The 25,179-nt window shown below is 41.7% G+C and carries 25 protein-coding genes and 1 pseudogene; 21 read left to right on the top strand and 5 right to left on the bottom strand.

From position 1 onward, the window contains the following. Window positions 1–302: 302 nt before the first annotated feature. From ACSVH6_RS04530 to ACSVH6_RS04515, 4 genes and pseudogenes are all read left to right on the top strand, one after another. The gene (locus tag ACSVH6_RS04530) at window positions 303–1,178 is read left to right on the top strand and encodes an NmrA family NAD(P)-binding protein (protein WP_438076013.1); all 876 of its coding nucleotides are present in this window, start codon (window positions 303–305) and stop codon (window positions 1,176–1,178) included. Between the two features lie 27 nt (window positions 1,179–1,205). Continuing rightward, window positions 1,206–1,709: pseudogene (locus tag ACSVH6_RS04525) on the top strand (nuclear transport factor 2 family protein). 34 nt (window positions 1,710–1,743) lie between these two features. After that, on the top strand, window positions 1,744–2,667 hold the full coding sequence (locus tag ACSVH6_RS04520) for a helix-turn-helix domain-containing protein (RefSeq protein ID WP_438076011.1): 924 nt from the start codon (window positions 1,744–1,746) through the stop codon (window positions 2,665–2,667). An 8-nt stretch (window positions 2,668–2,675) separates the two neighbouring features. Next, window positions 2,676–3,008 (top strand): nuclear transport factor 2 family protein, encoded by a 333-nt coding sequence (locus ACSVH6_RS04515; RefSeq protein WP_438076009.1) that lies wholly within the window; start codon window positions 2,676–2,678, stop codon window positions 3,006–3,008. 273 nt (window positions 3,009–3,281) lie between these two features. Here ACSVH6_RS04515 and ACSVH6_RS04510 read toward each other — a convergent pair whose 3' ends face one another. After that, on the bottom strand, window positions 3,282–5,474 hold the full coding sequence (locus ACSVH6_RS04510; RefSeq protein ID WP_438076007.1) for a CehA/McbA family metallohydrolase: 2,193 nt from the start codon (window positions 5,472–5,474) through the stop codon (window positions 3,282–3,284). Window positions 5,475–5,914: 440 nt separating this feature from the next. Between ACSVH6_RS04510 and ACSVH6_RS04505 the strand changes: the two genes are divergently transcribed. The 17 genes from ACSVH6_RS04505 (at window position 5,915) to ACSVH6_RS04425 (ending at window position 22,393) form a co-directional block, all read left to right on the top strand. Further along, window positions 5,915–6,304 (top strand): hypothetical protein, encoded by a 390-nt coding sequence (locus ACSVH6_RS04505; RefSeq protein WP_438076005.1) that lies wholly within the window; start codon window positions 5,915–5,917, stop codon window positions 6,302–6,304. Between the two features lie 85 nt (window positions 6,305–6,389). After that, window positions 6,390–10,742: a CusA/CzcA family heavy metal efflux RND transporter gene (locus ACSVH6_RS04500; protein WP_438076003.1), complete on the top strand. Its 4,353-nt coding sequence runs from the start codon at window positions 6,390–6,392 to the stop codon at window positions 10,740–10,742. Between the two features lie 4 nt (window positions 10,743–10,746). Further along, window positions 10,747–11,877, top strand: coding sequence for an efflux RND transporter periplasmic adaptor subunit (locus tag ACSVH6_RS04495; protein ID WP_438076001.1), 1,131 nt, complete (start codon window positions 10,747–10,749; stop codon window positions 11,875–11,877). Between the two features lie 182 nt (window positions 11,878–12,059). Further along, window positions 12,060–12,305: a DUF6010 family protein gene (locus tag ACSVH6_RS04490; RefSeq protein ID WP_438075999.1), complete on the top strand. Its 246-nt coding sequence runs from the start codon at window positions 12,060–12,062 to the stop codon at window positions 12,303–12,305. Between the two features lie 211 nt (window positions 12,306–12,516). Then, window positions 12,517–12,786, top strand: coding sequence for a hypothetical protein (locus tag ACSVH6_RS04485; RefSeq protein WP_438075998.1), 270 nt, complete (start codon window positions 12,517–12,519; stop codon window positions 12,784–12,786). A 15-nt stretch (window positions 12,787–12,801) separates the two neighbouring features. Next, the gene (locus ACSVH6_RS04480) at window positions 12,802–13,725 is read left to right on the top strand and encodes a DJ-1/PfpI family protein (protein ID WP_438075996.1); all 924 of its coding nucleotides are present in this window, start codon (window positions 12,802–12,804) and stop codon (window positions 13,723–13,725) included. 99 nt (window positions 13,726–13,824) lie between these two features. Next, window positions 13,825–13,950: a hypothetical protein gene (locus tag ACSVH6_RS04475; RefSeq protein WP_438075995.1), complete on the top strand. Its 126-nt coding sequence runs from the start codon at window positions 13,825–13,827 to the stop codon at window positions 13,948–13,950. A 180-nt stretch (window positions 13,951–14,130) separates the two neighbouring features. Continuing rightward, window positions 14,131–14,598: a hypothetical protein gene (locus tag ACSVH6_RS04470; protein WP_438075993.1), complete on the top strand. Its 468-nt coding sequence runs from the start codon at window positions 14,131–14,133 to the stop codon at window positions 14,596–14,598. 37 nt (window positions 14,599–14,635) lie between these two features. Then, complete coding sequence (locus tag ACSVH6_RS04465; protein WP_438075991.1) at window positions 14,636–15,496, top strand: helix-turn-helix domain-containing protein; 861 nt, start codon at window positions 14,636–14,638, stop codon at window positions 15,494–15,496. Window positions 15,497–15,583: 87 nt separating this feature from the next. Continuing rightward, a complete protein-coding gene (locus tag ACSVH6_RS04460; protein ID WP_438075989.1) occupies window positions 15,584–16,414 on the top strand; it encodes a DUF5694 domain-containing protein in 831 nt (276 codons plus the stop codon). Window positions 16,415–16,538: 124 nt separating this feature from the next. Continuing rightward, window positions 16,539–16,760, top strand: coding sequence for a hypothetical protein (locus ACSVH6_RS04455; RefSeq protein ID WP_438075987.1), 222 nt, complete (start codon window positions 16,539–16,541; stop codon window positions 16,758–16,760). Window positions 16,761–16,769: 9 nt separating this feature from the next. Continuing rightward, window positions 16,770–17,285 carry a DUF2938 family protein gene (locus ACSVH6_RS04450; RefSeq protein ID WP_438075985.1) on the top strand — a complete coding sequence of 172 codons (516 nt, stop codon included), beginning with the start codon at window positions 16,770–16,772 and terminating at the stop codon, window positions 17,283–17,285. Window positions 17,286–17,394: 109 nt separating this feature from the next. Then, window positions 17,395–18,306, top strand: a complete 912-nt coding sequence (locus ACSVH6_RS04445) for an NAD(P)/FAD-dependent oxidoreductase (RefSeq protein ID WP_438075984.1) — start codon at window positions 17,395–17,397, stop codon at window positions 18,304–18,306. Between the two features lie 272 nt (window positions 18,307–18,578). Next, window positions 18,579–19,172: a short chain dehydrogenase gene (locus ACSVH6_RS04440; RefSeq protein ID WP_438075982.1), complete on the top strand. Its 594-nt coding sequence runs from the start codon at window positions 18,579–18,581 to the stop codon at window positions 19,170–19,172. Window positions 19,173–19,267: 95 nt separating this feature from the next. Next, entirely contained in the window at window positions 19,268–20,728 is a 1,461-nt protein-coding gene (locus ACSVH6_RS04435) for an alginate export family protein (RefSeq protein WP_438075981.1), read from the top strand. Between the two features lie 75 nt (window positions 20,729–20,803). Next, window positions 20,804–21,811, top strand: a complete 1,008-nt coding sequence (locus ACSVH6_RS04430; RefSeq protein ID WP_438075979.1) for an alpha/beta hydrolase — start codon at window positions 20,804–20,806, stop codon at window positions 21,809–21,811. 21 nt (window positions 21,812–21,832) lie between these two features. Then, window positions 21,833–22,393 carry a GNAT family N-acetyltransferase gene (locus ACSVH6_RS04425; protein ID WP_438075978.1) on the top strand — a complete coding sequence of 187 codons (561 nt, stop codon included), beginning with the start codon at window positions 21,833–21,835 and terminating at the stop codon, window positions 22,391–22,393. A gap of 233 nt (window positions 22,394–22,626) precedes the next feature. Here the strand turns inward: ACSVH6_RS04425 and ACSVH6_RS04420 are convergent, their stop codons facing one another. The 4 genes from ACSVH6_RS04420 to ACSVH6_RS04405 all read right to left on the bottom strand — a co-directional run bounded on the left by ACSVH6_RS04420 (window position 22,627) and on the right by ACSVH6_RS04405 (window position 25,167). Continuing rightward, complete coding sequence (locus tag ACSVH6_RS04420; protein WP_438075976.1) at window positions 22,627–23,589, bottom strand: L-threonylcarbamoyladenylate synthase; 963 nt, start codon at window positions 23,587–23,589, stop codon at window positions 22,627–22,629. A 5-nt stretch (window positions 23,590–23,594) separates the two neighbouring features. Continuing rightward, window positions 23,595–24,431 carry a DUF6671 family protein gene (locus ACSVH6_RS04415; RefSeq protein WP_438075974.1) on the bottom strand — a complete coding sequence of 279 codons (837 nt, stop codon included), beginning with the start codon at window positions 24,429–24,431 and terminating at the stop codon, window positions 23,595–23,597. Next, complete coding sequence (locus ACSVH6_RS04410) at window positions 24,418–24,714, bottom strand: hypothetical protein (RefSeq protein ID WP_438075972.1); 297 nt, start codon at window positions 24,712–24,714, stop codon at window positions 24,418–24,420. The genes ACSVH6_RS04415 and ACSVH6_RS04410 overlap by 14 nt, the downstream gene beginning before the upstream one ends. A 213-nt stretch (window positions 24,715–24,927) precedes the next feature. Then, the gene (locus ACSVH6_RS04405; protein WP_438075970.1) at window positions 24,928–25,167 is read right to left on the bottom strand and encodes a hypothetical protein; all 240 of its coding nucleotides are present in this window, start codon (window positions 25,165–25,167) and stop codon (window positions 24,928–24,930) included. Between the last annotated feature and the right edge of the window lie 12 nt (window positions 25,168–25,179).

The raw sequence follows: 25,179 nt of genomic DNA, 5'->3' as shown, positions 1-25,179 counted from the left end.
TTGGGTTTTGTGTTTTAAAATAACACCTCCTAATGTAAATCACTTACAATTTAATCTGCACCTGTCAGTCTGAGTTGAGTTTATCCTGAGCCAAAGACCCTTTACTATTTCCCTACTCTGCAAAGTTTCCTGACTTCGTGTGATCCGTTCCGATACGTACCACTAAAGTTGCCTTAAACGTCATTTTGACTACAACCAAACTCATTTTGGCAACAAGTATCACCGTTACTATGTTGACCTTTGCCTAGTAAAAATGAAATCGTTATTCCAAAATTGAAATCCAACTTATAAAAAATAATACTATGATCGTAATTACCGGAGCCACCGGAAAAATAGGCTCCAGAATAGCAGCGCATTTGTTAGCGCAGGGAAAAAAAGTAAGAGCGGTAGGCCGAAGTGCAACCGCTTTAGAAAAACTACAGGCGCTGGGTGCCGAGACAGCCGTTGGCGAAATGCTCGATATTGACTTCCTGACCCAAACCCTCACCGGTGCGGATGGCGTGTTTTTAATGCTGCCTCCCGATAAAGATACGCTCGACTTTGGTGGGTTGCAGGATGAAATTGGAAAAGCCCAATGGGAAGCGGTAAAAAATTCAGGGATTAAAAACATCGTCTTCCTCTCCTCACAGGGAGCTCACGATGTAGCACATACCGGAACCGTCAAAGGTTTGGGAAGACAAGAGTTGCGCCTAAACCAACTGCCCGCAGAAGTTAAGGTACTGAGTCTACGTCCCGAAGCCTTTATGGAAAATCATATCGATTCCTTAAAGTTATTCAACACCATAGCCTCCCCCTTACGTCCCGAAGTAAGCACCGGTCTGATTGCTTCGGCGGATATCGCTGATTTTGCAGCGGAACGATTAAGTCAACTTGATTTTACCGGTAAAACCCATCAGGATTTGTTGGGCGACCGCGAGTATACCCAAACGGAAGCCACACAAATCATTGGTGAAGCAATAGGGAAACCCGAGCTGGCCTATGTACAACTTTCTTATGCCGACTATAAAAACAAATTGCTGAGCGTGGGCATGTCCGAAAGCAGGGCCGCCATGATTACCGAGCGCTACCAAGCCATCAATGACGGGTATTTTAACAACGGTGTGCGTACGGCAACCGCTACTACCCCCACTTCGTTGGCCACTTTTGCAAAAACCGTCTTAAAACCTATGTTCAGTTAAACACAACACTACTGTAAACCATTTTATATGAAAACAATGACATCCCAAATGAGTCCCGAACGTGCTGTGCAACAAGTATTGGCTCACTATGTCAGAGCGGCAGACCAATTGGACGGTAAGGCTATGAGCCAACTCTTTACGGCAGACGGCAAAGTAGAAATTTATGATTTCAATGCCGGTGGTACCCCTTAATTGCTGTTTGTTTTGGAGGGGACAAAGGAAATCGCCGATGCCATTTCCAATTTGATGAAACCCCACCCGACAAAAGGCTGGAGCCATCACGCCACCTTTGACCCCATTATCACGGTAAAAGACAAAGAAGCCGAAATAGAAGCCCAGTTTATCCGGTTTGATTCTGTGGGCGCAACCCGACCCGAAACAGGCTGGCCGGCAGGGACTGTTGGTTTGATGGGGAGCGTCACCCCTACCGAATCGGGCTACTATCAACCATCGCTGAAAAAGATAAACGGCGAGTGGAAAATCACCACCCACCGCATTTACCACGATCTGACGTTTGCCTTCCCCGAATAAGCCGTAACTGTTTACTATTTAATACCTTTGTAGTATGAGCAAAGACCAATACATCCCCTTGAAACTGAATTCGATATCCGACATGCACAAGGTGTTGGGGTTTCCTAAGCCGATGCATCCGCTGATAAGCCTGGTCAACTATGCCGATATCAAAACACCCTTTGAGGAATGGCCCAAAGCTATTTTACCCAATTTCTATAAAATATCGTTCAAGCAAAATTTGTCGGGCAAAATAAAATACGGGCAAGGCTATTATGATTTTGATGAAGGAGGGTTATCCTTTATCATGCCCAATCAGGTGATTGCCTGTGTAGAGGACGAACAGGATATGTCGGGCTATACCTTGCTCATCCACCCCGACTTCATTCGCGGGTATCCGCTTGACCATAAAATTAAAACCTACGGGTTTTTCAGTTATGGTGCCAATGAGGCACTGCACTTGTCCGACAAGGAAAAAAAGACCATCTTCTCGGTGTTTGATAACATCCGGGAGGAATTAAACGGTACGATAGACGATTTCAGTCAGGATGTGGTCATTTCCTATATCGAAGTATTGTTGAATTACAGCAACCGCTTTTACAAAAGGCAATTCCTAACCCGAAAACACATCAGCAACGACTTACTGACTAAAATGGAAGAACTGTTGAACACCTATTTTGAACAGGAAACAACACTAAATCTGGGGGTACCGACAGTCGACTATTTGGCCGGACAACTGCATGTATCTCCCCGTTACCTGAGTGATATGCTACGCTCCGTAACCGGACAGAATGCCCAGCAACACATTCACGCCACGTTAATTGAAAAAGCCAAAGAATACCTCACGGCTACCTCGTTGTCAGTTGCAGAAATTGCTTATAAACTGGGGTTTGAACAACCCCAATCCTTCAACAAATTGTTCAAAAACAAAACCAAACAAACGCCGGTGCAATTCAAGCACGAGTTTCACAACAACTAAACATTCCCATGAACATCAAAAAATTAGTAACAGACTGGCTTGACGTCAGCAACAGTTACGATACCCAAAAATACCTGGAAAAATACGCAGCAGATGCGGTGCTAAACGACCCTTCGGTAGGACGAAAATTCGTCGGTCACGAGGGTATACGAGAATACTACACCACCTACTTTATCGGCTACAAAACCCAAACAAGACTGGTAAAAGTAACCCTCGAAGGTCATACGGCTCATTTAGAAGTTGACTTTACCGGGGAGTTTCCCGGTGGGCAAATTGGCGGGCTGTTTGAACTGACCTTCAAAGAGGGTAAAATTGTAAACGCCCAAGCTGATTTGATGTAAAGTGAATTAAAACAAATCCGTTAACGCCAGTACCTATCGGCTCGGCATTTTCTGAGTGATTTTTTAATATAAAAAAAGGAAGTTCTTTAACCCTTCCCTTCGACAAGCTCAGGGTGACAGTCGTGTTTTGGATTGTATTTATTTTTATAAAAACACCCAACAAGTACCCATCAAGTACCCATCAAGTACCGACCAAGTACCGAGCCACTTGCGGGATAGTACCTTCGCAACTGACAGCCAGCAAGGCTGACGTAAGCGGTTGCGGCTTATCGTTTATAAGCGCGTGTACCAAATAGGGGAAGTAATGATTCTTTTCCCATCGGCTTCCGTGATGTCGATATAATAATAACGGGTACTGCCGGCCGTTAAAGTACTGTCGGTATAATTGAAGGTACCCGAGGTACTGCTGGCCAGTACGGTAGCATTACTGCCACTACCCGGAACACCGGCATAAATTTTTAATGAGGTCACCGCACTCGACGTCGTGGTGGTAACACTAAGGACAGGCGCTCCCGAAGACGAGATGATACTTCCCATAGGATTAGTGCCTATGGTATAGGCTACTTGAGCCGAACAGTCTTCGCTGGCGTAAAAACGCATGTGACGCATGGCATCCAAAATACTGTTTTCGGTGAGGCTGTAAGCCAAAACTACCGTTCGTCCCAAAGTAGTATGCCCGTGGGTAACATTGTGGTTGTCATGGTCTATGGTAGGACCTAAATGATAGCCCCGAGCCAACATATTGCGGTAATAACTCAGGTACGCCATTGAGGAGGGTGGATCACTATAAGTGGTATTGGTTGATGTTGAGGGGCCGTTCTCTACTGCCGTACCCACAATAGCATTGTCTGCCTGGGCGTTATAGGTACTCATGATGCCTTGATAATCGGTGTTATTGGGGTGTGCCAAAGTAGCAAAGGCATTATTGCCGTAACTGTTAATCGTAGGGAATAAACCTGAGGTACCGGTGTAATCATTCTTCGCAACATACACCTCGTATTGTCCGGGATCCCACCCTAATAAATCGGGTACCCCATATACTACTACGTGTCCGCCTCCCGAGATAACACCCCACTCCATGCCATAAAGCGCTAAAAAGGTAGGCGTAGTAGCCGCAGCAGCCTGAGCGCGACCGGCACTCCAATTGGCCAATGCCATCCCTGCCGCTACGTGGTTGTGCTCGCTGATACCCAGGAAATCCATACAGTTGGCAGCATCACCATAGGCAAAATCGCCCGAAGGCAATCCGGTACCATCGCTGTACTCACTGTGGGAATGGAAATTACCAAAATAGTAATGCAAAACAGAAGACGTAATGGTTACGCTTCCTTTCAAAGGGCTAACCGTATTATAGGCAGGGCCGCCAACACATAAAGCATTATTTAGGGCAAAAATGGTAAAATAGTAGGTAGTCCCTCCGGTTAAACCCGTGGCATTAAACAAATTGCTGCTGCCTACCGACAAAACGGTTGCATTACCTAAAGTAGCTCCTGCGGTATAGGTGGTTCCGTTATTGGGTTGCGCACTCAGGGAAGCCGAAGTACTGTAAACAATCAAATAGTTATCGGCCGTGGTCGTGGTAAACGAGCCCGACAAACTGTCGGCAGTTGGCGTATTAAATACCAATGCCGTTGGCTGGAAAGTCGGCGCATTACAAGGCGGATAGTCAGTTGTTGCCGAAAGGGTCAGCGGTGCCTGGGTGAGGTAATTGGTTCCGCAAAAACAACTGCTGCCATCAGCATAAGCGTATACAAAAACAGTATAGGCGGTATTGGGCTGCAAGCCTGTGGCGGTAAATGACGTGGCATTGCCCACACTGACTACTTTTCCCCTACCCAGAGTGTTGCCAACCGTATACACACCACGCTCTACAGGAGCGGCATTAAGGCTGGAAAAGGGACTAACCACAACCAAATACGAATATCCTCCCGAGCCAGTAAACGACCCGGCTAAGGTGGTACTGGTTGTGGAACTGATGGTCAAATTAGTGGGCTGGGCACTCGGCTTAACTGATGGTGCCTGCGGCGTGGTAAAGCTATTGGTTAAAGGAGTAACCGTATTGTATTTGATACTGACACTACAGTTTACGTTGGCGTTATAGGCGTAAACAACAACGTAATAAGTGGTAGTAGCCGTTAAGGCATAGGCTTCAAAACCTATGGCAGAGGAAGCACTCAACACTGTAGCGTTGCCCAGTGTATCGCCCACGGTATAAGTCACACCGTCAACCGGTGCGGCAGACAATGCCGATGATTTACTGATGAGTACCAAATATCCATTGGCTGTGGTGCCGGTAAACGACCCAAAGGTATAATCACTGAATGTATTGACAAAGGTAAGTCCACTGGGTTGTGTGGTGGGAGCTGCACAGTCTATGGCAACTGTTTGAAGCGTATGGGCATGTAACGGAGTCACGCTGAAGCACAACAGTACCAGCAGCCCCAGGGCGTAAAAATAATTCTTCATTAATTTGTAAATCTTAATCAACTGACAGCTGTAAGCGAAACTTAAAAACGGAACAGCCGACAAATGTAATTAATAAGGTTAATTACAAAGCATTAGCATGCAAAATAGTGCAAACTAACGACTTGATATAAGATTAGATTTACAGTTGTTGGTATTCATGGGAATAATAAGTCCTTTCTCTTTTGTAATTAGCATCACCCGACCAGGCTCCGCTGATACTCTGGTACCACCCCACCTCTGCAAAGCTGAGGCACTCCTCCTAAAATGAGATTAAATACTGCTCTGCGAAATCTACCGACTTGGTGTAAGTCCATCCGATACGTAGAAACGATTGGAAGTTTTGTAAAACAGCCTCTATTGTTGCAAAACAATCCCCACCTCACTTACTTTTAGAGTAGCCAGCTTGCTTTTATGGAATCTTTTTTTTAATCTTTGTAGTGATGAAAAATGCGATTGTCTTATTTTTTACGGTCACTTATTTGTTCACTACCGCCCAGTTGAGTGAGTTGCTCAAACTGCCGCTGATGGCAGAGCATTATACGGAGCACAAAAAAGAAAAACCCAAAATGACGCTTTGGGACTTTATGTGCATCCATTATGCTCATGGCGATGTGAATGACGATGATTTCGATAAAGACATGCGATTGCCCTTCAAGTCTCACAATTATTGCAGCTGTACCAGCATTACCTTTTGCCAACCGGTGGTAAACTACGATTTCACCCGCAAACCCCTCTTCAAAGCCGGCAGCAAAAAGACCGACTTTGGGTATCATTTTTCTTTTTCACCTGGTTACTTTTCCTCTATTTGGCAACCACCCAAGATGTGTTAGTTTTTTATTCTGAATCTACCGCAAACATCTGAGATGTGTGTGTGGTGACGTGTATTGAATTCAAAACGAAATACCATTTACTTTCATGTTAAATAAAATTATCGAGTTTTCCGTAAGGAACAAACTCCTCGTTGGGCTTATGGTAATTGGCCTTGTGGTGTATGGTGCGTACCAAACCACTAAATTACCCATTGATGCGGTGCCGGATATTACCAACAATCAGGTACAGGTCATCACCATTGCGCCTTCATTTGGCGCTACCGATATTGAACGCTTGGTCACCTTTCCCATTGAACAGGCCAATACCAACATTTCCGGCTTAAAGGAAATCAGAAGCTTTTCCCGTTTCGGATTGTCGTTAGTCACCATCGTGTTTGATGATGAAACCGATATCTATTGGGCACGGCAACAGGTGGCGGAACGTTTGCAAAAAGTACAAACCGAAATACCCAAAGGCATAGGCACACCCGAACTCGGACCCGTGTCTACGGGGCTTGGGGAAATTTACCAATATGTGGTTCGCCCCAAAAAAGGCTACGAAAAAAAATACTCGGAAACCGACTTACGAACCATACAGGACTGGATTGTCAGAAGACAGTTGCTGGGTGTTAAAGGCGTAGCCGAAGTCAGCAGTTTTGGCGGGAAGCTAAAGCAATACGAAATTGCCGTGAACCCTAACAAATTACAATCGTATGGCCTTACGATTGCCGATGTCTTTACTGCCGTTGAAAAAAACAATCAAAACACCGGAGGGTCCTATATTGAAAAAGGAGCCACTTCCCTATTCATCCGAAGTGAAGGGCTCATTGGAAAACCGGAGGATATCGAAAACATTGCCATCAAAACCGGTGCTTCCGGAACGCCCTTATTTATCCGTGATGTGGCCGAAGTGAGGATAGGCTATGCCACCCGCTATGGCGCCATGTGCTATAACGATGAAGGTGAAGTGGCGGGAGCGGTCGTGATGATGCTCAAAGGGGCCAACAGCAGCGATGTGATTCAAAATGTCAAAGAACGCGTGGTGCAAATTCAAAAAACCTTGCCCGAAGGCGTGGTGATTGAACCGTTCCTAGACCGAACCAAAATGGTGAATAACGCCATTGGTACCGTAGAAAAGAATTTACTGGAAGGGGCGCTGATTGTAATCTTCGTTTTGGTATTGTTTTTAGGGAATTTCAGAGCCGGGCTGTTAGTCGCTTCCGTCATTCCGTTGGCCATGTTGTTTGCCATTATATTGATGAATACTTTCGGAGTGAGCGGCAATTTGATGAGTTTAGGAGCACTGGATTTCGGATTGATTGTTGACGGTGCCGTCATTATTGTGGAAGCGGTAATGCACCAATTGGCACACAGTAAACAGTTCAGCAAAGTAGAAGCCCTGAGCCAATCCAAAATGGACAAAACGGTGGAAAGTTCCGCCAGTAAGATGATGAACAGTGCCGTATTCGGTCAAATCATCATCTTGATTGTGTACCTTCCCATATTCACGCTCGAAGGCATTGAAGGCAAAATGTTCAAACCGATGGCACAAACGGTTGCTTTTGCTTTATTGGGGGCCTTTCTTTTGTCTTTGACCTACATCCCGATGATGAGTGCTTTGTTTTTGAGTAAAAAAATAAAACACGAACCCAATCTTTCCGACCGACTGATGATTGGGTTGGAAATAAGATACCAACACGCGTTAAACAAAATCTTAGGCTACCCGAAAGCCGTACTGACCACGGTACTCAGTTTGTTTGTCATCGCCGTAATCACGTTGAGCTTTCTGGGAGGCGAATTCATCCCGGCGCTTGAAGAAGGCGATTTTGCCGTAGATACCCGGGTGCTCACCGGCAGCAATTTGACCACCACCATCGAAAGCACTCAAAAAGCGGCCCACATCTTAAAAACCCAATTTCCCGAGGTAGAAAAAGTGGTGACTAAAATAGGCAGTGGTGAAGTCCCTACCGACCCTATGCCGATGGAAGCCAGTGACATGATGGTCATCATGAAGGACAAAAGCGAATGGAAATCGGCCAAGACCTTTAATGAAATGGCGGAAAAAATGAGCAAAGCCTTAGAAGATGTACCGGGCATCACCGCCGGATTTCAATATCCGGTCCAAATGCGTTTCAATGAATTAATGACCGGAGCCCGACAAGATGTAGTATGTAAAATCTTTGGGGAAAACCTCGACACTTTGGCTGTCTACGCCCAAAAACTGGGGAAAATCGTGACTACCGTGGAAGGTACCCAAAACTTATTCATTGAACCCGTTACCGGTATGCCGCAAGTCGTTATTGACTACAACCGCAACACCATTGCCCAATACCATTTGAGTATTGACGATATCAATAAAGTGGTCAATACCGCTTTTGCTGGACAAACCACCGGCTTGGTGTTTGAAGGAGAAAAGCGATTTGATTTGGTGGTCAGACTCCATACTAATCAACGCAAAGACCTGGAAGACATTCAAAATTTATTAATTCCGACCCCGCAGGGAACCCAAATTCCGTTGTCCCAGCTGGCCAATGTCAGCATCAAAAACGGCCCCAACCAAATCCAACGGGAAGATGCCAAGCGTCGCATCGTAGTAGGTTTCAATGTCAGAGGCCGTGATGTGCAAAGCATAGTGAATGAATTGCAACAAAAGGTGGATAAACAAATCAAACTGCCTACGGGTTACTATACCACGTATGGCGGTGCGTTTGAGAATTTAAACAAGGCCAAGCAACGCTTACTGATTGCGGTACCTGTTTCCTTACTGCTCATCTTCCTCTTGCTGTTTTTTGCCTTCAACTCGGTGAAACAGGGCTTGCTGATTTATTCTGCGATTCCGCTTTCCGCTATAGGCGGTATTTTCTTCCTGGCCTTGCGAGGCATGCCGTTCAGTATCAGTGCCGGCATTGGTTTTATCGCACTCTTTGGTGTGGCCGTATTGAACGGCATCGTATTAATTTCAGAGTTTAATCAATTAAAAAAAGAAGGCATGACCGATTTACATCGTATTGTTTTAATGGGAACCAAAGTCCGTTTGCGTCCCGTATTGATGACGGCTTTTGTAGCCTCATTAGGATTTTTACCGATGGCGTTAAGCCATGGCGCCGGTGCCGAAGTACAGCGTCCGTTAGCCACCGTAGTAATCGGCGGTTTATTGATTGCCACCTTCCTGACGCTTTTTGTACTGCCTATTTTATATGTCACTTTTGAAAAGGGAATAAAACTGAAATCGCTGCCCAAAACAATGACGGTGGTGGTATTGCTTATTTCGGTATCGGCAACAAAAGCACAAGCACAAAATGCCATTCGTTTGGAGGCCGCCATTGAAACGGCGCTGAAAAACAATGCGTCCATCAAGAATGAACGCTTGAAAGCCGACTACCAAAAGCAGCTGATTAAAACCGCTGCCAATCTGCCGGCAACGACCATTAGCGGCGATTACGGACAGATTAACAGCAACTACAACGACAACCGCATTGGTGTGGCCCAATCGTTCAATTTTCCTACCGTGTACAGCAGACAAAAGCGACTGTATACCGAAGAATGGAAAACAGCCACGTTGAATGTGACGTTGAAAGAAGCGGAATTGAAAAAAGAGGTGACCCAACTGTTTTACACCTTGGTGTACCTGACCGAAAAAGAACGCTTACTCCAAAGAAGTGACAGCCTGTTTGCCGCATTTGCACAAAAGGCCACACTCCGTTTTAAAAAAGGGGAAAGCAACATACTGGAAAAAACCACAGCCGAAACCCAGCAGGGTACTATACAAGCGCAGTTGAGCCAATTGCAGCAGGAAAAAGCGGTGTGGCAAAGTCGGTTTCAATTGCTTTTAAATACAGAAACCACCGCGATACCGGTAGCTGACGCATTGAAACTGTCCTTCAACGCCACCATCGACAGCACCGGGGTGGCTCAACATCCTACTGTACAGCTTTTGGAGCAACAAAAAAAGGTCAGTGCCGCGGCGACCAAAGCAGAACGCGCCAAACTTTTGCCGAGTATCACTTTGGGGTACAACAGCACCACCATTACCGGAACCGGGGCTGACAATGTGCTGTATGACAAATCCACCCGTTTTCAATCGGCACAGTTGGGGTTGGGCATTCCTCTCTTTGGCGGCGCCCAAAAAGCGAGAATCAAAGCGTCCAAACTAGCGGAAACCATTGCTGAAAACGAATTTCAAAATGGGAAATTACAAGTGCAACAACAGTTGGGGAATGCGCGATCGCAGTACCAAAAAAGTGTGACCCAATTAGAGTATTACGAGAAAACCGGGCTGCCCAATGCCAAAATCATCAGCAATACAGCCAACAAACAATTCTATAACGGAGAAATCAATTACCTGGATTGGGTAATGCTGATGCATCAAAGTATTGCCATACAAAACGATTACATCAATACCGTGAATCAGTATAACGACGCGGTGATTCAACTCCACTACCTCACTTCAAAAAATTAACAGCATGAAAAATACCATCATAACGCTCCTCAGCTTATTGGCTTTGGGTTGCCAATCGAAAAAAGAAGAAGCGGCTGCCGAACCCCAATCCATCAATGAATCTATAGTGACGCTTACGGAAGCGCAATTGAAAAACGCGGCCTTAGCGACAGCCTCCCCGGAAAGAAAATCCATTTCATCCGTTTTAAAGGTAAACGGACAAATTGATGTGCCACCCCAAAACTTGGTGTCCATCAGCATGCCATTGGGAGGCTATTTAAAATCGACCAAACTGTTACCGGGTATGCACATCAATAAAGGCGAAGTCATCGCCACGATGGAAGACCAACAATATGTGCAACTGCAACAGGATTATTTGACGACAAAATCAAGATTGTATTATGCCGAAAAGGAATACGACCGTCAAAAAGAGTTAAATCAAAATCAGGCCAGCAGTGACAAAGTATACCAATTGGCGGATGCAGATTACAAAACACTTCGCATCACCCTGAGTGCGTTGGGTGAAAAACTGAAACTGATTAACATCAATCCTGCCACTTTATCTGAAAAGAATATCTCCAAAAGCGTGAACGTCTACGCCCCTATTACCGGATTTGTATCCAAAGTGAATGTAAATATCGGGAAATATGTAAACCCGGCGGATGTATTATTTGAACTCATCAACCCCACTGACATTCACCTCAACTTAAAGGTTTTTGAAAAAGACATTACCCAATTGGCCATCGGTCAGAAGTTAGTGGCCTACACCAACAACCAACCGGAGAACAAGCACCTATGCGAAATCATCTTAATCAGCAAAGACTTATCGGTGGATGAGCATTCGGCCGAGGTACATTGTCATTTTGAAAACTATGACAAAACCCTGTTACCGGGCATGTATATGAATGCCGAAATAGAGGTCAAAAGTAATAATGTGCTGACTTTACCCGAAGAAGCCATCGTCAATTACGAAGGAAAAGATTATGTATTTATCGTGGTAGGAAAAGCCCAATATAAAATTACCGAAGTCACGCTCGGCAACAAAGAAAAGGGATTTGTTGAAATCTTGAACGGAGACCAACTAGCTTCTGACACGGTGATCACCAAAGGGGCCTATACTCTGCTGATGAAACTCAAAAACAAATCAGACGAGTAATAGGCTCAAACAAACTATTCAAAAGCCCTCTTTAGAGGGCTTTTTGTTTTTAGAACAAGGAATTGTCTCTTCAAAGACGCCCTACTCTTGTCCTCATATGTCCTATAATTGTCATTTTAACGGCTAAGTGACCAACCTATCTTTGCCAAACAAAAAGGAACATTCACTTAAAACAATACATTATGATACCGCTGATTATTGGAATTACTACTGCCCTGCTGCAAATACTGGTTTTTGAGTTTTTAAAACAATTTGACAAAAACAGTATTTATGCGCTCACCCTCTCGGGGATTGGCTTTTTATATGTCGGTTTCACCTGGACAGCAACCTCCACCGCCATCATTACCGCCATGCAAGCCATTGCTTTTCTACTGATTGCCTACTACGGACTGATTAAAAATCAATATGAACTAACTACCCGGGTGTAAGTAATGCAATGCCTTCACATGGGTCTAAAAAGCCGCTCCGTTCCGGGGCGGCTTTTTGCGTAGATATCCGTATTAATCACTCTAAAAGAAGTTGTCCTTTTATGACGCTTTGTTGTCAATAGGGAGCCTAACGGCCATCATAAATTTGTAGTGTTAAAAAAACAGGAATAGTATTCCCTCGCTACAAATTATGAATCAAAACAAAAGAACAATGAAAAACAAAAGAAAACAATGGGCTGCCGCCCTGATTTTAATGGTATCCGCATTGGTGTATACCGGCTGTCAACCCCTGCGGGAATTTGAAAAGGTACCGGTTTACAACAGTACCGTCAAACACGATGTACAACCAGTCACCTATGATCCGTCTAAAAAAACGGTGGTTATTGTAGCCCATAATGAGGGCACCGAGATTTTTGACCTGATGGCCCCATACTATCTTTTCAATGTTACCCAACAAGCCAACGTATATGTAGTAGCCTAAAATAATAGCCCGATAGTGTTGTTGGCTGGGGCCTATATTTACCCCAATATGACTTTCGCCGAATTGGATTCCCTGAAAATTAAACCCGATGTGATTGTCATTCCGGCAATGGTAGGTGTGTTTAAGGATCCGAAATCGTCCGTTATCCGATGGATTAAAGAAAAAACTACCCCTGAGACCAAAGTTCTTTCGATTTGTGCGGGTTCCCTGGTCGCTGCAGCTAGCGGCTTATATGACGGAAAGCCTCTTACCACCCATGCCTCTATGTTTGAAGAGAGCAAAGAAGCTTTCCCGAAACCGCTATGGGTTCAAAACCTTTCGGTGACCAAAAGTGATAATCTGTACAGTACCGCTGGAGTTTCCAATGCGGTGGAGGGAAGTTTAACCATCATCCGGGAGTTGTTCGGACAAAGAACACAGGAACGGGTAATGAGTGACATCCACTATCCATATGCAGATATTAAAACAGAGCATCAAAGTGTGGCGATTACCACCGGCCACAAGTTTACCATTGCCCACAAGATTTTCTTAAAGAAAAACAGAAAAGCAGGCATCTTACTTCAGGATGGCGTAAATGAACTCTCGTTGGCAGCGGTATTGGACACCTATCACCGAACCTTCCCTTCGGCATTGGAAACCTTTATGAACCACGGTACGTCCATCACTTCAAAATACGGATTGACCATTGTTCCTACCGGATCGCTGAGCTCTTTTGAACCGGATGAAGTGCATATCTTACTCCCCGATAATCTTTCAAAATCAGATGAGGATTCGTTTAAGAAAGCTTCTGTTGTAAAGTATACCCATGCTGACAATCGGTATATCATCAATCAATGTTTGGAAAGGGTGAAATCCCAATATGGGCCAAAGTTTGAAAACATTACCAAACTACTGTTAGATTATAATCTGAAAGAAGTTTGCCCCTATACCCAAAAATAACTTTACGTTTCAATCATCACCCGAGACCCGACTAATCAGTCTGTAACGGAATCAATCAAAAATCACAATCAATTATCAATAATCATTAAAAATGGAATCATGAAAAAAACAGTAAAAATGAACCCGGAAACCATGAAAGCTCAAAATGAAAAATGCAACAATTCAACTTGTACCTGCATTGATTGCAACTATGCTTCCAATTGCTCCTGCGCTACTTGTGACTAATCAGTGCAACCCACAAAAACAAAACCGCTATTATAGCGGTTTTGTTCGTATACAAACACCCTGTTTCAAAGTAAGCCACTGTCCTTTTCTGACACTTCATTGTCTTTCAAATGCATCATTCGCCCGGTACATTTGCAATGAAAACCAAAAGCATGAAACAATAATTCAAAACAATACAACATGAAATCAAAAACAACTTCCTCAGATTCCCTTTTAGACATGGGAAACAAACAACCCAAAAACAGTTTTAAAAAAATGTGTCATATCAATCTTGTACAGATTGTTATCGCCGTAATCTTAATCAGCAATGCTGTTTTTGCCGCCAATCGGACAAACACCCAAGGTCATTCGAAGGGACAATTCCCATCCGCGCGATTTGCAACGACATCCGGTACTAATCCCTTGAAGAAACCTGCCGCAACAATAGATTCGGATAACCCTGTGAGTATAGCTGCTTATAAAAAAACCATGGAAGAAATCATTGCGGAGGACCATAAAATAATCGAGAGTAATCTTGAAAGCGTTACCCCTACGGGCGCGGAAAGCATGAATACAGCAAACAATCAAATCATAGAGTCCAGCAACCGTAAAGAAGCATTTCCTTTCCATTCAGATTCTCTTAAGGGTGCGACACCTGAATTTCAATAAAACTTTATTTATCTTTGAAACTGTTAAGTCATACCCAATGGAAAATATTCCGATACGACATCTTAAAACGCAAAAAGAACCTCAACCGGACGGCAACTATACCATTAAAGACATCACCCCTTTATTGGCAAATGAACCGATGGTTCAGGAGCTGCACAGGCACGATTTTTACTTTTTATTAGTAATAAAAAAAGGAGCCGGACAGCACACCATTGACTTTACCGATTATGAAATAAATGACCATACCGTTTTTATGATGCGGCCCGGACAGGTTCACCAACTTGATTTAAAAGCCGGAAGTTCAGGTTACCTGCTTCAGTTTAAAACTGACTTTTTATATTCGCATAACAGCGCGGCTCAAAACCATTTGACCAAGTTGATTCAGTTTTCTTTCTACCAACTGGAACCGGAAGGATTCGATAAGATAAACACCTTACTTGCCGAAGCGCTGAAAGAATACCGTATTCAGGCCAAAGGCTATCAGGAAATATTGAAGGCCAATCTGAGCATACTCCTTATCGAACTGCTTCGCCAGCGTCAGGATAAAGTACTACCTGCAGCAAAGAGTACTCCGTATGCACAGGAAAAACTGGAACAGTTTTTAGCCTTGGTGGAAGCCAACATCACCACCCACAAACAAGTCTCACAGTATACCGAGTTATTGCACCTCTCTTCCTATCAACTCAGTGCTGTGACCAAAGCTTTGCTGAACCAAACGCCTTCGGAAATCATCAACGATTACATTGTTTTGGAAGCCAAACGCCAATTGTTGGCTACTTCTAATCAAGTAAGCCAAATTGCCTATAATTTAGGCTATGAAGATCCCTCCTACTTTATCCGTTTTTTTAAAAAACACACTGCAGTTTCACCCGAAGCATTTAGGCAAAACTCCAGATAAGTCCCGGTAATTCTCATTTTTATCCTATTCCTGTGATTTATACCATAAGTAGTTTTGTTTCGCAAAATTATTTTAAAAGAAAACCTTATGAAAATAAAAACGAATCCAATCTTTACATTATTAGTCTTGCTTCTCGCAATAGTCACTAATGGACAATCCCAGAAAAAAGAAGTATTGACATTAGGAACTTTCCATTTTGCATTTCACAATAAGGATGTGAAAAAAATTGACAAAAAAGACCAAATAGATGTCCTTGATGAGAAATACCAAGATGAAATTAATAAAATCGTAGAGAGAATTTCAAAATTCAAACCCACCATTATTGCCATTGAAGTTGACCCGTCTTTGCAAACAAAAGTGGATTCACTTTACAATTGCTATGTAGATGGCACTTATCAACTTAACAGAGAAGAATACCAGCAAATTGGTTTCAGGTTAGCCAAAAAATTGCATTTAAAAAAAGTATACTGTGTTAATGATTGGGGTAGAAATTACGATAATATAGACTCGATTCTGCACCATGACCCTATTGCAGTACAGAAATTTACCAATTTCTTTACTCATAATCCCGACTCAACATTAATACATTATTCTACGGATATTTTTAAAACAAAAGGCATAATCGCCCAACTGAAAGAATTAAATAACCCTGTTACTATAGAAAAAGATTTGGGCAATTATTTGGTAGGTGCTTTTAAATATCAGACCCCGGAGAATACTGATTTTGGTGTAGATTTTACCACCGGTTGGTGGTTCAACCGAAACCTTAAAATCTTCAGGAATATTCAAAAGATTGAGAGTAATAACTCGGATAAAATTCTGGTAATTTATGGTGCCGGTCATATGAATTTGCTGAACCTATTCTTTAATGCTTCTCCAGAATACAAATTGGAAAATATAAACCGTTACTTAAAATAAAAAGAAAGGTTGTTCCTTTAAGTAAAACTCAAAAATAGTCCTATTCATCTCCAAATTTGTCCTAACATAGTGGTTTCCTGTAGAGGTAATTTTGCCCTGTAAATTATTTCAAAAAGAAAACAATATGAAAACAAAAATGAAATTAATGGCATCCTTAAAAATCTGGTTGGCTATTTATCCGTCAATTACCCTTTTTTTATTCCTGTTCGGTAAAGCATTAAATGCACTGGCATTATACCAACGAACCTTTATTCTAACTATAGCCTTAGTACCTTGGATTGTATTTGTTGGAGTTCCCATTGTAGACTTTATCATGCGTCAGTTTAAAGAAAACGACCGTAACTAAATAACCGCAATGAACAACACACTGAAAACGATACTGGTTGGTATTGGAGCAACAGCAGCCGTTGATGTCTTTACTTATATACTGAGTCTTTTTACTCACAAAGGTCATGGCATCTTGTACATCGGTAGATGGGAAGCCTATATTTTCAAGGGACAATTCGTTCATAACACCATCAGGGAAACACCAAGTATGGCAAACGAATTGCTGATAGGATGGATTACACATTATACTATTGGGGTAGTATTCGCTTTTTCATTGGTCTTCTTATTCGGAAAAAAATGGCTCAACAGCCCCAGCTTTCTTCCGGCTATGATACTGGGAAATGTCACCCTTTTTATTCCGATTTGCATCGTACAACCCGTACTTGGGTTTGGCATAGCCTTTTCTAAGATACCACAAGCTCCCTTCCTACTAATCAAAATAATACTTATCCATACCGTTTACAGTATTGGGATATACTGGATGGCAATGGCGCTAAAGCATCTCGAAAAAAGTAAGCAAAAAAACAGCATCGCTAAATACTAAACAAAATCTTATGCAGGAATCCCAGAAATTACCAAGACGCAGGTTCATAAAGCAAGCCGGGCTCGGAATAATAGCGGTAGTTTCCCCCTTTCCATTTAATCAATTTGATATGAATACAAAAAGCAAAAAATTTGACACTATTATTATTGGCGGAAGCTATTCAGGACTGGCCGCCGGAATGGCACTAGGCAGGGCCTTGAAAACGGTGCTGATTATTGACAGCGGAAAACCGGCCAACGCACAAACGCCGCATTCCCATAACTTTCTGACACAGGACGGCAACACGCCCAAAGGCATCGCAACCATCGGGAAACAACAAGTGGAACAATATGAAAATGTTAATTTCTATAATGGATTGGCCACAAACGGTACTAAAATTGAAAATGGTTTTGAGATTACCACTGAAGCCGGAGAAAAGTTTCAAGCTACAAAACTGATTTTTGCCACCGGCATAAAAGATATTATGCCAAAAATAGAAGGCTTCGCCGAGTCTTGGGGCATTTCAGCAATCCATTGTCCTTATTGCCATGGCTATGAAGTCCGCAATACCAAGACAGGAATTCTGGGCAATGGCGAATATGCCTATGAACTTTCCAAAATGATTTCGAATTGGACAAAAGATCTTACCATCTATACTAACGGAAAATCAACCCTCAACGTTGAACAAACAAAAAAACTAAGTTCCCATAACATAGCCATTGTTGAAAAGGAAATTAAAAAGTTAGACCATATTGAAGGATACATCCGAAATATAGAATTTATTGATGGCACTAAATCACCCCTGACGGCCTTGTATTCCCCAAGACCATTCATACAACATTGTCCTATCCCGGAATCTTTGGGTTGCGAACTAACTGAGGAAGGTTACATCAAGGTAAACGGTTTTCAGGAAACCTCTGTAGAAGGTATTTATGCTTGTGGCGATAATACAACCAAAATGAGAACAGTGGCCAATGCAGTTGCCGCAGGGACTACAGCCGGTATGTCAGCTAGTAAGAAATTGATTTTGGAACAATTTTAATTTCATAAAAGTCAGTCCTCAAGACAGCCTAGAAAATCAAAAAGAATCTCAAGAGTATACCGCTACAGCCCATACCTGCATATGTATAAAAAGTAAAAGCCGAAGGAACTTCGGCTTTTACTTTTTCTCCCAATTTGTAAAAAACAGTTTCTACAGGCAGAGAACTTTAAACATGTCCTATTCAACTCAATTTTTGTCCTAACACGGTCGTTGAAACCCTAAATATCTTTGCCAAAGAAAAATAAACACATTCATTTTTAAAACGTAAAATCATGAAAATCATTATTGTAGGCGCCACAGGCACCATGGGTTCACACTTAGTAAAAGCCTTAGAAAGCGAGCACGAAATCATCAAGGTAGCTTCGCAAGGCGGTGACATCGATGCGGATATCACTTCAACGGAATCCATCGAAAAAATGTTTCAACAGGTGGGACCCTTTGATGCCTTAATTTCAACAGCAGGACCAACTTTTGTAGGTCCATGGGCCAAATTGAATGACACTACCTTCAGACAAGGCGTTGAAGGTAAAATGATGGGGCAAATCAACCTAGTGTTGATTGGTCAAAAATACATCAACCCAAAAGGATCTTTTACTTTAATCACAGGGGCACTTACGCATGAGCCTCAGGTAAACTTTGCCAACGCCTCAGCGGCTAACGGTGCCGTAGAAGGTTTTGTTCGTGCGGCTGCAATCGAATTGGAAAACGGCATCCGTATCAACGCGGTGAGTCCGACGGTTATTGAAAATTCTCCCCAGTACTTCCCTTACTTCCCTGGCGAAATCCCAACCACCATGAGACAATTGGAATATATGTTCCGTAAAAGCGTCTTCGGAAGAGTAACCGGACATGTTATCAAACCTTAATCGCTAAAGCGATACCTACCACGGGTCATTATGGCAATGGTAATGGCCTGTGGTTTTACATCAGTTCCAATCTAAATCAAAATCAAATCAAAATCATGAAATCGAAGATTATTTCATCTGTTCGCCAAAATGGCTCGGGTCACGATTACCAAAAAAACAATTTTACTCTTATGAGTAAAAAAATTTCACTATCTATTTTCATTACGTTACTACTGGTCACTACCGTAGTTTCGTCTTCAACCGCCCAAAACAAAATCAGTTGGCTACGGTATGACGATGACTTTACGTCACTAAAAAAGGATACTCTCAAAAAAGGATTTGACAAAGCTAAGTATATCTCCCTTGGAAAAAACAACTACATCTCTTTCGGAGGGGAATTACGGGAACAATACCAAAAGTATGAGAACCTTAATTTTGGTGATGTTCCTCCAACATTTTCCGCTATTCATGTCAATCAGCTCTGGCATCGCCTTATGGTGCATGCGGATATTGAGTTGGGAGATCATTTCCGCGTTTTCATGCAACTCAGCAATACGGCCCGTTTTTTTAACGACAACCCGATGACTCCTGAAATTGACGAAAACCAGTTAAGCTTGCATCAGGCCTTTGCAGAGTTAAAACTCAAAAACTGGAACTTCCGTTTAGGGCATCAGGAGTTATTTTACGGCAATCATCGTTTAATTACTTTCAGGGAAGGACCTAATACCCGCCTGGCATTTGATGGTTTAGTGATTAAACGAAAATTTAATAACGGTTCATTAGACTTTTTTGCGGTTTCCAAAGTCATCTCCAAACGATATGTATTTGATGATGAAAGCATGCACGACGGACTATTAGGGATTTACGGAACCCAATTCTATGCCAATCGTAAATTGGGGTTGGATTACTACTTTCTCAACTTCCAATCGAGAGACCGGATGTATAATTATCAGGCCGGCTATGAAAACAGACAGACATGTGGGATTCGACTATTTTCGAATCTGAAAACGGTAAACTTTGAATTTGAAGGAGGCTATCAAACCGGGAAATTCAATGACTTAACTATTGATGCCTATAATGTCATGGCGGATGTAAATGCAACGGTAATGTCTGCTAAAAAAGGAATAATAGGATTCGCAGCTAATATTGCTTCAGGAGATAAAGACAGTACCGATAAAAAACTGAACACGTATAATTTGTTGTATGCCAAACCTGCTTATGGATTAGCCGCACCTATCGGAGCGACCAATATGTTGAGCTTGTCTCCTTATCTTAAAATCAATCCGGTTCAAAAACTAAATGTACTCGCACAAGTCTTTTTCCTGTCAAGAAACAGCAACCAGGACGGTACCTATTCTCCAGGCATGGTTCAAAACCGACCAAGACCCAATGCTTTATTCGCCACCGATAAGAAAACATTAGGCCAACTCTATTTACTGGAAACCAGTTACCAACAAAACAAACACTGCGCCTTAGCTTTTGATGCTTCTTATTTTAAAGCGGGAAGTTATCCAAAAGCTACCGGTAATGGCAATGATATCCTTTATTTATCACTCAAATCAACATTCAAATTTTAAGTAACTTTGTTTGAGCCCTGAGTAATATATTCTGAATTTGTAACGAAACGTCTTTTTGGGCGACTTTTCATAAAGATGAAAACAAACATAAATTTCCTTATTCTTGGCTTTGCTTTATTGATAAATCAAATCAATGTAGCTCAAAGTTGCGGTACCAGACAACTCGATCCTGAAATTGCGCAATTTCTAAAGATAATTGATTATCAGGATTTGACTTTGGAACAGCTTCGTAAACTGCCGATTGAACAAATTAAGTTTGCAGGACCACCGGCCGCACCATATCCTAAAGCAGATGTCCAACGAATTAAAATAACAAATGACAGTATTCCGATTTTAGTTTTTAATCCCACCCATGGTAAAAACCTTCCCATTATTATCCATTATCATGGAGGCGGTTTTATTTCTCCGCTTTTACCTTGTCTCGAACAACCTTTGTGGCTAGAAGCTATAAATTATGAAGCCATAGTTTTTGCTATTGATTATAGAGTGGCTCCCGAATACCAATTTCCGGCGGCAGTTAATGATAGCTACACTGCCTTCAAATGGATTTCTCAACATGGAGAAGAATTTGGAGGAGACACCAAGCGTATTGTTTTAGAAGGGAACAGTGCTGGTGCCAACTTAGTTGCAGTAATTTCACAAAAAGCAAAAAAGGACGGGATTAGTAATACAATAAAATTGCAGGTCATGAATGGGCTTCCGGCTGATTTAACCCCACAGCATATGGAAACCTCAGTTTCTTATCAAGAGAATGCTGTTGGCTTTTTTCAGACTAAAGCCGCTTGCTATTTTTCGGTAGAAACTTACGCCCCGGGACAAACTGACAATCCTGAAGTATCTCCCATGCTCACGGATGATTTAAAAGGACTTCCCCCAGCAGTAATTATAAATGCTGAATTTGACCCCCTACGTGAAGACGGAGTTTTGTATGCGGATAAATTGAGAAAATCCGGTGTTATGGTTTGGGAAAAATGCTTCGCGGGTCAAATTCATTGTTTAATCGGATTATTACCAAAAGCTAAAGAGTTACAAGAATATGAAGCTTTAGTCAAAATGGCTATGAAAGAAGCTTTCAAAAAATAGAACGAAGTTATACATAAAAATATGAAAGAATTAGAAATACAAACGGATAGGTTAAGCATAAGACATCTTAAAGTGACGGATTTGAATGATTTTCATCTTTACCGCTGCAATCCTGAAGTCACAAAATACCAAGGTTTTGACGTAATGACTATGAGTCAGGCTGAAGATTTTATTCTAGACAACGGAACAAAGCATTTCGGAAAAGCAGGTGAATGGGTTCAATATGCTATTGAAAATAAGGATACTGAAAGATTGATAGGCGATTGTGCTATAAAATTAGATGCTTATGACTCTCGAATTGCAGAAATAGGAATTACAATATCTCACCTGGAACAAAGAAAAGGTTTTGCCAAGGAAACGTTGCTGGGTATTTTGAGTTTTTTATTTGATGATAAAAACCTGCATCGCGTTGTGGAAATTGTAGACACAGAAAATAACGCATCAATCAAATTACTGGAAAGTGTCGGATTTAAAAAAGAAGGACATTTTATTGAAAATATTTTTTTCAAAGGAAAATGGGGCAGTGAATATCAATATGCAATGTTGCAAAGCGAATGGAAAGCCGGTAAAAAAAGTAGCTAGTTTTATTGCTCCGTATTGCTGAGTAGGTAAGAAATCAAAAAAGATAAACTAATAATCGCTTTTCAAAATCCAATCAAAAAGTACATTTTATTTTTTTAAACAGATGGTATCGAATCTTGTTTGTCTCTTAAAAATTTACTTTTCGATTGGAAAAGTCAGACTGTATTATGAGCTTTTATTTTATAAAACAATAGACCGTAAAACAGATTTAATTTTTCGCTCTTCATAATTGGTTATTTACTTACTGGGTGACTTGCTCTTTTTAAGCGATCATTGATAGCTCTTCCCCATTGCTCTAAGGGAAATTGTTCGGTAACTATTACATCGAGATTCTGAGCATCCAATCGGTGCAATGCCGCATACAAATTGGCTGCAGCCTCTTTCAAATCCGCTTTTACAGAAAGTACTTCTTGGTGTGCAACATTTTTGTAATTGTTGTTTGGACTAAAGAGTAACAACCCAATTTTTTTCCCTTTGTAAAGGTGGAGGGCTTCGGCTATATTGGTTGACACTATGGTTAGCGTATCGGGCGCATAATGGCGGTTCATCATCCCGGGTGCTATCGTTTTATTCTCTTCAAAATTTTGAAACTTAATGGGTCCTATTTCATGTTCCAGCTCTTCAACAGTGATGGATCCCAGTCTGTAGAGTGTGGGTACTTCATTTTCAAAGCCAATAATGGTGGACTCTAAACCGTTTTGGCAGATACCACCATCCAAAATCATAGGAATGGTATGCTCAAAATAAGCTGCTACATGATCGGGTGAAGTCGGACTGATGGAGCCAAACGGATTAGCACTGGGAGCAGCAATTGGAAAGGGCAATAAATTAAGTAACTGTAATGTTTTTCCATGATTGGGCATACGAATAGCTACCGTTTCCTTTCCTCCGGTAACAAAATCAGGAACTTTATTCTTTTTTCTTAAGATTAAAGTTAAAGGACCCGGCCAAAATCTATCTATTAATTTTTGAGCTATTTCCGGAACTTTCTCAGCCAAATCGTCTAATTGGTTTTTTGAACCTATATGCACAATGAGTGGATTGGTAAATGGACGATTTTTTAATTCAAAAACTTTTTTAACCGCTTTCTCACTGTAAATATTAGCGGCAAGTCCATAAACAGTTTCTGTTGGGATGGCAACAACTTCGTCCTTATATAGTAAGTGTGCCGCTTGATAGATGTCGTTCGATATCATTTTTTTTAGGGATTACATAGGTTACAATAAGTGGGGTCTTCTTTTGTTTTGTCATGTGGGTAAAAATGTTCTTCGGTAAAATCACATTTTTTACATTGGTACTCATAACTCAATGTTGAGGCAGTGGGGGTATTACACCAACTGCAGGGCAAACCCGGATTAGCTTTGCTGATGGTAAAGCCCGGAGTCTCACACTGTGGACATGGAGATTGTACGGCTTTCAAAAGTTTAACAGCCGCTTTTTCAATAACGTTCATCCGGGTTGGATTAAAATTGGCCCTCATATCTGTTTCGACATATACAGAACCGAATTCCTCTTTCAACTCATAAAAGTGTTTTTTTAACTGATTGAGATTGGTTATTCCTTTGATTACTTTGCGATAATCATTTTCAGCAGGTTTTAAAATAAGTCCGTGCGAAGGAAATTGAACCCGCTGGGCGAAGTCAATCAATTCAGCCGCATTCGTGACAGCAGCCGCATTAAAGTTGGTTTCCATGCTCAACTCTCTGATGACAATTTCAATATTGTTTTTGGCATCCATCAACATCATAAGTTCATCGTCGGCAGTTGCAAAATATACGGCAGGATGAGTGCCAAACGACCCCTCACTAGCGATAACCAAATCACAGTGATTCTTTTCTAAAGCAAGGAGGCATTTTTTTCGAAGCGTCGTCAGGGCATCATCCTTTCTTGAAACTTCGCCGGAAAACGTTCCGAGAGTATCCGTATCCAATTCATCAGAGACAAAACAACGAACACCTATTCCCTTTTCAAACAAAGGGGCAATTACTTTTTCTTTATGATGTTTAGTTGCAATAAGTAATTTCCTATTCACAAACATCGTTTGAATATGTTATATTTATGCTGCTTGTAACGATGACATTTACCCCTTTCTGTTTGGCTGCTGCAATGAATTCCTGAAGTTCCTCTTTGGTTTTCAAAAGCGCTTCGATGCGTTTTTTGGAATGTGCTCTGTCCCTATCGTATCGAATGTGATTGCTGAAATCATCAAGCTTATGATAATTAATCTTATTGCGAATAAGACTTACTAAGATACTGTTGGCGTCATCGGGAGTGAAAGTACTATCAATGAGTTGGAACTCTTTTTTTTCTGTAGTGCTCATATTTTTATGTTCATTTTTTTTAATTGTGCCAATAGCAATAGAATGGCTAAACCTAAGAAGGCGGTGGCAATTATTTTTTTGGAAGTTAACACGTCAAACACTAAACATCCCATTGAGAATACCAATAGCAAAATCAGTATAAAAGTGTCTTTTTTAAAAGCTTTGTTTTTTCCCATATTCTAATTGTCTTATGTAGAAACACTTTTTAAGGAATCAAATGGTTATATAACTCTCGATATGAAAATGTTTGTTTTCCATTTTTATGAAGGCTCTGGCTTCATCTAAGTTCTTTTGCAGTAATTTAATTTTACGCTCCCTCATTTTGATATCCTCTTCATTGGCACTGTTCTTCACTTTTTCTTCATGAAATTTTATCTTTACCTGATACAATTGGGTTAAGAGTTCTAACGTTTCTGTGGGACTGAATGCACCATCGATTAATTGTAGTTTCATAATATTTTAGTT

The organism is Flavobacterium sp. XGLA_31, assembly GCF_051547105.1.
Lineage (GTDB): Bacteria > Bacteroidota > Bacteroidia > Flavobacteriales > Flavobacteriaceae > Flavobacterium.
Note: the sequence above shows the minus strand (reverse complement) of the source record. Positions and strands in the feature narration are given on the sequence as shown.